An 8,857-nucleotide genomic window follows, 5' to 3' on the forward strand; every position below is an offset into this window, starting at 1 on the left:
GGTCGCCGCCGCGCGGAGGGAGGCCGCGCGGCCGGAAGGTCGTCGGGAACCCGCGCTCGCGCGCGGTCGTCCGGCCCGTTCGTTCGGCCGGCAGGTCGTTCGTTCGTCAGGTCGGTCGGTTCGCGCCGGTCACGCGAGGAAGGTCTTCAGCTCCACCACGAGCTTGCGGATGCGGCCGGAGATCACCGGCGTGCCGAGGCTCTTCAGCCGGTCGCGGAACCAGCCGTCCACCATCGCCTGCCCGGAGCCGTTCACCGACCCGACCGGGATGAGCCGCACCCCGGACCGGTGCAGCGCCTCGAAGTCGGTCATCAGCGCCCGGTTGTCGTAGAAGTCGGAGATCCACACGACCACCGTGTTGCGCGGGTCGGTGATCTTCGGGCGGGCCAGCGCCATCGCGGCGGTCCCGTCGGTGCCGCCGCCGAGCGTCGTGCGCAGCAGCACCTCGAACGGGTCGTGCACCCAGGGCGTCAGGTCCAGCGCCCGCGTGTCGTAGGCGACCAGGTGGACGTCCACCTTCGGCAGCCCCGCGAAGATCGACGCGAGGATCGTGCAGTTCACCATCGAGTCGACCATCGAGCCCGACTGGTCCACCACCACGATCATCTTCGCGGGCGTGGTGCGCTTCGCGGTGCGCTTGTAGAAGAGCCGGTCGACGTAGAGCCGCTCGTCCTCCGGGCTCCAGTTCGTCAGGTTCTTCCAGATCGTCCGCTCGATGTCGAGGTTGCGGAACACCCGCTTCGGCGGCACCGACCGGTCGATCGTGCCCGCGCTGGACTGCTGCACCTGCGTCCGCAGCACCTCGGCGACCTCGTCCACGAACCGGCGGATCAGCGCCTTTGCGTTGGCGAGCGCGACGCCCGACAGGTTCGCCTTGTCGCGCAGCAGCTGCTCGATCAGCGACATGCTCGGGGTGAGCTGCCGGGCGAGCCGGTTGTCCGACAGCACCTCGCGCAGCCGCATCCGCCGGACGAGATCGCCCTCGATCTCGGCGAGCACCGGTCGCAGCCCGCTTCCGGGCTCGAGACCGCGTCCGATGCCACCGGCACCCGGGCCAGTGGCGCCGGCGCCCGGGGCTCCAGCGCCCGAATCCCCGGCGGCCGGGGCTCCGGTGCCGGTTCCGTCGCCGGCTCCGGGTGCGCCGCAGGCTCCGGCTCCGCCGTCGTCGCCGAGCGCCCGCCGCAGCCATCCCGCGTCGCGCTGCCATTGCGACAGCTGGGCCGCGGTGATGCTCCCCGGCCTGGCGGCGAACACGTTGAGCAGGAGCTTCGAGACCAGCGCGGCCCGCCGCACCTGCTCGCCCCCGTCCTCCTGGAAGGAGGAATCGGGCGCTTCGGTGGACGCCAAGAGACCGTCGAAGCCGGCGGCGAGGTCGGGGAAGCGCTGGACGAGGGCGTCGACGGAGACCGACGGGTCGAGGAGGGCGGCGGGCAGGCCGAGGTCGTCGACGACGGCGACGCTCGCGGCCTCCAGCGAGGCCTGCTCCTCGGGGTCGAAGAGGCGGGCGAGCAGCCGCCAGTACAGGACCTGCCGCCGGTTCTCGTGGGCCTTCGCTTCGATCGCGGTCATGCGCGCAGCAGCCGTCCCGCTCGTTCCTGGAGGACGAGGACCGTGTCGCCGGACCTCGCCATGGCCTTCTCGACCTTGGGATCGGTGGGGCCGAGGGCCCAGTCGCCGTTGTGCGCGTCCACCTGCTTCTTCTTCACGGTCGCCTGGACGGCGAGGGGCTGCAGCGCCCACCGCCCCGCGTCCCAGCGGACGAGCCCGATGCACGCCGACGACGCGGTCACCAGGTCGGGGGTGAGGGGGCCGCAGGCCGGGAAGCGGTCCATGTCGATCTCGAGGGCGTGCTCGCCGAGCCGCAGCGACGCCCCGTCCACCGTGTAGTTCTCGAGGAAGACGGGCTCGCCGATGCGGGCGGGATGCCGTTCCAGCGGCGGGACGGCCGCCGCGACGGCGCCGGCCAGGTGCAGCCGGGCCGTGGCGAACGGGTCGGCGACGAAGCCGAGGCGGGCCTTGTCCTCCTCCCACAGCAGGTCGCCGCCCGCCAGCGCGACGCCGTCGACCTGCACGGCGCGCTGCTCGGCCAGCGCCCGCAGCAGGACGGGGCGGTCGGCGAGGACGCGCCAGACGGCCGGGCCGGCGATGGTGTCGACCTTCGCGGCGGAGGCGCTGGTGCGGACGGTGCGATGCGGCCCGTCGCCGTCCGGCTCCAGCAGCCAGTGCGCCTGCACTTGGACGGCCGTCCCGTGCTCGTGGACGTCGACGCCGAGCAGCAGCAGCCGCCCGGTGACGGTCTCGCGCGCGGGCGCGGTGGCGGTCTCGCGCTCGGACGCGGTGCCGCCCGGCTGCGCCAGCAGCACGCCCCGCGTCCACAGGTCGGCCCAGCGGCGCGCCGGGATCTCGGCCATGGTCGCGACGGGGGAGCAGGCGCGCAGCTCGGCCGCCAGGCCGTCGAGCAGGACGGCCTGGCGGCGCAGCGCGGGCTCCGCCAGCAGCGCCTCGATCGCCTGGTCCGACGCGGACACCAGGTCGTGGTCGACGCCGCGCCATCCGGCGATGGCGAGTTCGGCGAGCCAGGACCGGCATCCGGCGAGCAGGTTCGGCGCCGCGGCGGGCACGTCGCCGCCCGGGGCAAAGCCGGCCCGGGAGCGGCCGAGGGCGGTGTCGAGGTGGGCGAGGAGCGCGTCGTGGACGGCGCCGAGCAGCGCGGCGCGCCCGCCGGCGAGCGCGGCCAGGTGCGCGTCCGCGACCGAGCCGGCCGCGATCTTCTCCGCCGCCTCGGCGGCGGGCCCGCCGAGCGGCGATCCGCCGAGCGCGCCCGCGAGCGCGGCCAGCGCGGCGGTGCCGTCCTCGCCGAGGCGGCCGAAGCCGTCCACGAGCGCGCGGTCGAACCCGGCGACGACGTCGAGGGCCTCGCCGACGCCCGGCGGATTCGCGCCGAGCAGCTCGCCCAGGTGCGTTGCGAGCATCAGCGGGCCGCTCCCATCGCCGGGAACCAGTGCATCTCCGGGAGCGGCTCTGTCACGCCCGGCACCTCCAGGTAGGACAGGTGGCGCAGGAACCGGCTGAACACCCCGGCCGCCGGCGCGGACGCCCTGGATCCGCGCAGCGCCCCGGCGAGGTCGTCGGCGGCCTCCGCCTTCAGGTAGCGCGCGATCCGCTCGAGCCCGTACTGGATGACGGCCTCGTCGACGAGCGACCGCAGGTGCTTGCACATCGACGAGCCGCCCAGCCCGCCGCACGGCCGGTTGTTGTTGGTGCTGCAGCTGAAGTCGTGGGTGCCGGCCGCGATGGACGACACGTACACCCGAGCGAGGTCCGACCCGCTCGACACGACCCCCTGCAGGCGGCCCTCGGCCAGTTCGACGAACGGCACCTTAGCCAGCTTGCGCGGCCGGACCGGCCGCACCACCCGCACCACGCTGCGCCGCTCCCCGCCGTCCGGCGCGGGCTCGGCGGCTGCTTCCGCGTCCAACGCATCGACCTCCACCTCGGCGCGGATGATCATGGTCCGCGCACAGTTCCCCCGCCCGGAGCGGGCAGGCGGTGAAAGCCTTGCACCGGCCACCGACAATCCGGCGCGACGAGAGAACCCGCAGGTCAGTGCGCCTTGAGCAGCCAGTGGCGGCCCGTTGTCCAGCCGGTGAACCGGCGCGCGGCGGGGGCCGTCCCGTCGTCGAGGCTCCCGCCGGCGAGGACGTGCCGGAGCCCCGCGAGGGCCGGGTCGAGCCGGGCGGCGGTGTGCGGCGGCCGGCGGTCCAGTTCGTCCTGCATCCACGCGATCGCCGAGATCTGCTCCTTGAGCCCGCACAGGGCGAGGAAGAAGACCGCCTGCCGCCACGCGTACGCCGCGTCCTTGACCGTGCTCAGCGGACGCGGGTTGCCGTGCACCCGCTGGACGAGGCGGCAGGCGGTGCCGAACGCGCGGCGCGCCAGGTCGTCCCAGCCGGGCGACGGGCTCACCCCGACGGGGTGGACGAGCGCGGCGAGGTTGTGGGTCGTCAGGATCTGCGCCTGCTCGATGACCTTGCCGTTCGCGGCGACCCACGAGCCCCGGGAGAGGTCGCCGGCGCGGGTCCGGCACAGCGCGTCGAACGCGTCGGACGTGCGCCCGCCGCGCCTCAGCGCGCGCACGGCGGCGTAGTCGATGCCGTAGTAGCGCTCGTAGAGGGTGCCTTCGAGGACGTCCGCGGCGAGCTGCGCGGCCCGGAGGTACTTGGTGGAGAACGTCCCCATGAAGATGTCGGCCGCCAGCTCCTCCACGAACGGCACGCGCAGGCCCGCGCGCTCGGCGAGGGCGCCCAGCTCGCTCAGCAGCGGGTTGGGCAGCGCGGTGCCGGGGAAGCCCTGCAGCGCCAGTTCGGCGAGCTGGACGAGGACGGCGCGCGCCTCCCGCTCACCCGTCGCGTCCGTGCGGCGGTAGCGCTGCACGGCGCGCACCCACGGCAGCTCCTCCATCCGCACCTGGCTCTCCAGGTTCAGCAGGAGCAGGGTGCGCCTGTTGCGGAACGCGGTGTACTGCGCCGCCATCAGGCGGCGAAGCGCGGGGTCCGGATAGGCGGACGCGGTGGTGGCCGCCACGAGCTGCGGGGTGAGCTCCGCAAGCACCTCCGCCGACGGGACGATCCCGCGCTCGATGAGCGTCGGCACCGGGGCGCGGAGCGCGTTCTTCACGATGTCGCGCAGCCAGCCGGGCAGTTCCGCGCCCGCCGCGACGCCCGTACGGCGCGCCTCGTCCTCGGTGATGGGCGCGACGAACGGGTCGATGGACGGCACGCCGGAGTCCTCGCGGGCGTCCGCGAGCCGCGCCAGCACGATCTGCGCGACCGTGTGGTGCGCGGGGTGCGCGCCGTCGGCCGCCTGCCGCGCGCGCAGCGCCGCGTGCTCCGGGGATCCGGGCAGGCCGCGCTTGGCGACCATCGAGTCGACGGCGTGCTGCAGCAGACCGGGCACGCTCTTGCCCGCGAAAAGGCTCTCCAGGGACGACCGGAGAATGGCGAGGTTCTCCTTGGGATTGCGGTGCTTTCCGCAGAGCGTGTGGTACCGCGCCAGCCGCCGGTACCGCGCCAGAAGCTCCGCTCCGCGCTCTCCCCAGCCGTCCGGCAGCACCGCGAAGACCCGCCCGTCCTCGACGGTCTCGAGCCAGTGCTCCAGCAGTTCGTCCGCGAACGGGTTCCACACGGTGAGCGCTTCGTTCATCGCGGCGACGGCCTTGTTCTTCGGCTTCGCCTCGATGCGCGCGCGGACCTCGCCGACGGTCTGCCGGTGCACGAGCGAGGCGTCGCCGAGCGGGCTTCCCGGACGGGGCGAGAAACGGAGCCGGCCGGCGAATGGGCCGATGGCCTCGAGGATCTCCAGTGCGCCCGCGCGGTCGCCCGCGCGCAGCAGCCAGGCGACCGCGAGCAGCGCGCCCTCTTCGGGAAGGACGACGTCGTACTCGCCGCTGTCCAGAAGCGAATACAGCTCGTTGAGGCCCTCGTCAGTCAGGTAATGCAGGAACAGCGAGCGCCGGTCGAAGGCGATGCCGGCTCGCCGCGCCGCGTCCTGCTCGTGCGGGAGGGCCGGGCCGCCCGCAGCGGCTGTTCCGGTCGCGAATCCGCCCTTGACGACCTCGGGCGTCACCCACGCGGGGAGTCCCTCGACGGGCGTCCGCGATCCGATGGACAGGGACCCGGACACCATTCCGGAAAGGACGCGGCGCCAGCGCTCCAGGCGCTTTTCCGCCCGCTCGCGCGTCTCCGCGTTCTCGTGCGTGAGTGCGGTCGCGAAGGCCTTCGCCAGCTGTCCCGCGGCGTAACCGGGATTCGCCTGTACGTCCTTGTTCATAGCCAGCGTGGCGGGTTCCGCCCCCGCGCCCTTCGGGTCTGAAGCCCGATGCTCTACTGCTGAGCTACACGCTGTCGGGCCCCAGATTAGAGACCGCCGCCATTTCGGCGCAAAGGATTAGTCCGCCGCGATGCCGGAACGCCGCTCACACCGCCTTCACACCTCAGGCGGAGATCAGCGGCGCGAGGGTGATGTCGAGCCGCCCGCCGGCGAGGGCGTCGAGGTGCCAGAACGTCCACGGGTCGAACAGCTCGGAGATCGCCTCGAACCGGGTCCCCGCCTCGGCGCGCCGGTTGTCCAGCAGGTATCCGCGGTCATCGGTCATGTGGTCGCCTCGATCCTTCCGGTCAGCAGGTCGGGGAGCAGCGCGTCCCGCAGCGCGGCGAGCGCGGCGCTCTCGGCCGCGGCGGCCTCGACCCGCAAGGCGAGCGCGTCCACCAGCGCGCCGAACTCGCGGGCCCGCGGCTCGCCGGGCCACGGGACCTCGCGGCGGGCGAGGTCGGGCCACTTCACCCGCGGCATCCGGGTGCCGTCGCCGAGCGCGGAGGCGTGCGCCACCACCTCGTCGCTGGACAGCGCCGCCAGCAGCCAGCCGCGGTGGCGGGCGTCCACCGGGCGGACGACGTGGACGTCGGTCGAGGCGACGCCGTCGACGAGCGCCAGGCCGACCTTGTGGAAATAGGGACGCAGTTTCCCGAAGAGCACGTCGCCCGCCCGGAACCGCTTCTTCGTGCTCAGCACGGTGGACGCGCCCGCCCATTGGGAGAGCCACATGTGCCGTTTCGCGATGTGCTCGAGCCCGATGTAGTGCTCGCCGGAGCGAAGGTCGGCCGCCGCGACGTTCTCGGTCACCGGCCGGCCGATCGCCGCCAGCCGCACCGAACCGGGCGCGGCCGCGGCGAGCTCGGTGTACCGGGCCCTGACCAGGTCGTCCGCGGCGGCCGCGACGCCGTCGTTGGCGGCGATCTTGTCGTCGAGCGCGCCGAGGATCTCCGCGACGGCCTCCTGGCCGGGACGCGGCACCTCCCGGACCGGGAGGCCGTTCAGAATGGCGTGGGTGAGCAGCGGCTGCCCCGACCCGATGCGGTGGTGATTGAGGCCGAGCCCCTTGAGCAGGTAATAGACGTACCGGGGGTGCACGCCCTCCCGCGCCGTCGCGATGATGGCGTTGTCGGTGACCCAGCACCGTTCACGGGCGTAATGGACGGCGCCGCAATACGCCCCGACGCGCCCGACGATGGTGCTCTCCTTCTCGGCGTTGAAACTCCCCGCCGTGCCGATGACGCCGTTGGCCCCGTACGTCGGGTAACCGGTGCCGGGCGAAGGCCGCGCCTTGCCGTTCGTGAAGGCGACGACCTCGCCGAGCCGGACCATTCCCTCAGCCGTCCAGCCGTTCCAGCCGCGCCCGGACGACGCCGTCGAGCCGCGCCGACTCCTCCAGCCGGGAGAGCAGTTCCTTGGTCAGCCGCTCGACCCGGTCGCGCACCGGCTCGTCCGCCGCGTCCGCCGTTTCCGCCGCACCGGCGTAACGGCCGGGAGTGAGGACGTGGCCGTGGTCGCGGATCTCCTCCAGCGCGACCGAGCGGCAGAAACCGGGCTCGTCCGCATAGGGTCCGCGGGCGCTCGGGCCGCCGCGCCAGGAATGGTAGGCGCCGGCGATCCTGGCGATGTCGTCGCCGGTCAGGACGCGTTCGGTGCGGTCGAGCAGCGTCCCCATGGAACGGGCGTCGACGAAGAGCACCTGCCTTCGCCGGTCGTCACGGCCGCCGTCCGGCCCCTTGTCCTTGGAGAAGAACCAGAGGCACGCGGGAATCGGCGTCGTGCGGAACAACTGCGGCGGCAGCGCGACCACGCAGGAGACCAGATCGGCCTCGACAAAGGCGGTGCGTATCCCGCTCTCGGCGGACTGCCGGGACGACATCGAGCCGTTCGCCATCACCACTCCGGCGCCGCCGCGCGGGCCGAGCTTGGCGACGATGTGCTGCATCCACGCGAAATTGGCGTTGCCCGCCGGAGGCACGCCGAACCGCCAGCGCGGATCGGCGGGATCGCGGTACCAGTCCGACATGTTGAACGGCGGATTGGCCAGCACATGGTCGGCGAGAAGACCGGGATGCGCGTCCTCGTAGAAGGTGTCGGCGTGCCGCGCGGACAGGTCCCCGGCGATCCCGTGGATGGCGAGGTTCATCCGGGCCAGCCGCCACGTCCGGGCGTTGGCCTCCTGCCCGTGCACGGCGATGTCGCCGCTGCGGCCCCGCCGGCTCAGCACGAACTTCTCCGCCTGGACGAACATCCCGCCCGAACCGCAGCACGGGTCGTACACCCGCCCCTTGTACGGCTCGAGCACCTCGACCAGCAGTTTCACGACGCTCTTCGGCGTGTAGAACTCGCCGCCCCGGCGGCCTTCCGCGCGGGCGAACGTCTCCAGGAAGTACTCGTACACCTCGCCGAGCAGATCCCGCGCGGCCGCGCCGCCGTCCGGTCCGTCGCGGCCGGTGAAGCGGGCGTCGCCGATGACCGCCGCCAGGTCCGCGAGCCGCCGCTGGTCGACGCCGTCCGCGCCGAAGATCAGCGGGAGCGCGCCGTCCAGCGACGGCTCCGCCCGCATCACCGCGGCCATGGCCGCGTCGATCCGCGGGCCGATCGGCCCGGGACCGGACACGACGGCGGGCCACCGCGCCGATTCGGGAACGGCGCCGAACGCGGACGAGGCGTACTTGAGGAAGACGAGCCCGAGCACGAAGTCCCGGTACTGGGAGGAGTCCATGGACCCGCGCAGTTTCGCCGCGGCCTTCCACAGGACGTCCTGCAGTTCCGCGATCCCCGTCTCCGTCACATCGGCGACTCTAGCCTCGATCTTTCGTGAGGTCGGTTGGGTCGCGGAGCGACCCAACCGACGCGTCGATTTCGGCGGTGGGTCAGCCGTTGGGCCCGACTGTCGCGTCGGGTGGGCGGGGTTCCACGGGCCCGGGGGTTCTCCTTCCTGGTGTTGATGGGACGGTTCAAGCTGGTCAGGGCGCCGGGAGCA

Annotated in this window: 7 protein-coding genes; all 7 read right to left on the reverse strand. The window is 73.3% G+C overall.

The window, feature by feature from the left end; genetic code table 11:
* Positions 1–129: 129 nt before the first annotated feature.
* A complete protein-coding gene (locus F8568_RS31395) occupies positions 130–1,569 on the reverse strand; it encodes a VWA domain-containing protein (protein ID WP_151597298.1) in 1,440 nt (479 codons plus the stop codon).
* Entirely contained in the window at positions 1,566–2,972 is a 1,407-nt protein-coding gene (locus tag F8568_RS31400; RefSeq protein WP_151597299.1) for a hypothetical protein, read from the reverse strand. The genes F8568_RS31395 and F8568_RS31400 overlap by 4 nt, the downstream gene beginning before the upstream one ends.
* A complete protein-coding gene (locus F8568_RS31405) occupies positions 2,972–3,478 on the reverse strand; it encodes a hypothetical protein (protein ID WP_202125573.1) in 507 nt (168 codons plus the stop codon). The genes F8568_RS31400 and F8568_RS31405 overlap by 1 nt, the downstream gene beginning before the upstream one ends.
* A gap of 125 nt (positions 3,479–3,603) precedes the next feature.
* Positions 3,604–5,829, reverse strand: a complete 2,226-nt coding sequence (locus tag F8568_RS31410; RefSeq protein ID WP_151597300.1) for a hypothetical protein — start codon at positions 5,827–5,829, stop codon at positions 3,604–3,606.
* A gap of 163 nt (positions 5,830–5,992) precedes the next feature.
* Positions 5,993–6,154 carry a hypothetical protein gene (locus tag F8568_RS31415; RefSeq protein ID WP_202125574.1) on the reverse strand — a complete coding sequence of 54 codons (162 nt, stop codon included), beginning with the start codon at positions 6,152–6,154 and terminating at the stop codon, positions 5,993–5,995.
* Entirely contained in the window at positions 6,151–7,203 is a 1,053-nt protein-coding gene (locus tag F8568_RS31420; RefSeq protein WP_151597301.1) for a restriction endonuclease subunit S, read from the reverse strand. Before F8568_RS31420 ends, F8568_RS31415 begins: the two co-directional genes overlap by 4 nt.
* A 4-nt stretch (positions 7,204–7,207) precedes the next feature.
* Positions 7,208–8,665, reverse strand: coding sequence for an N-6 DNA methylase (locus tag F8568_RS31425; protein WP_328601111.1), 1,458 nt, complete (start codon positions 8,663–8,665; stop codon positions 7,208–7,210).
* Positions 8,666–8,857: the final 192 nt, after the last annotated feature.

Origin of the sequence: Actinomadura physcomitrii (assembly GCF_008923205.2) — a bacterium.
Taxonomy (GTDB): Bacteria; Actinomycetota; Actinomycetes; order Streptosporangiales; family Streptosporangiaceae; genus Spirillospora; species Spirillospora physcomitrii.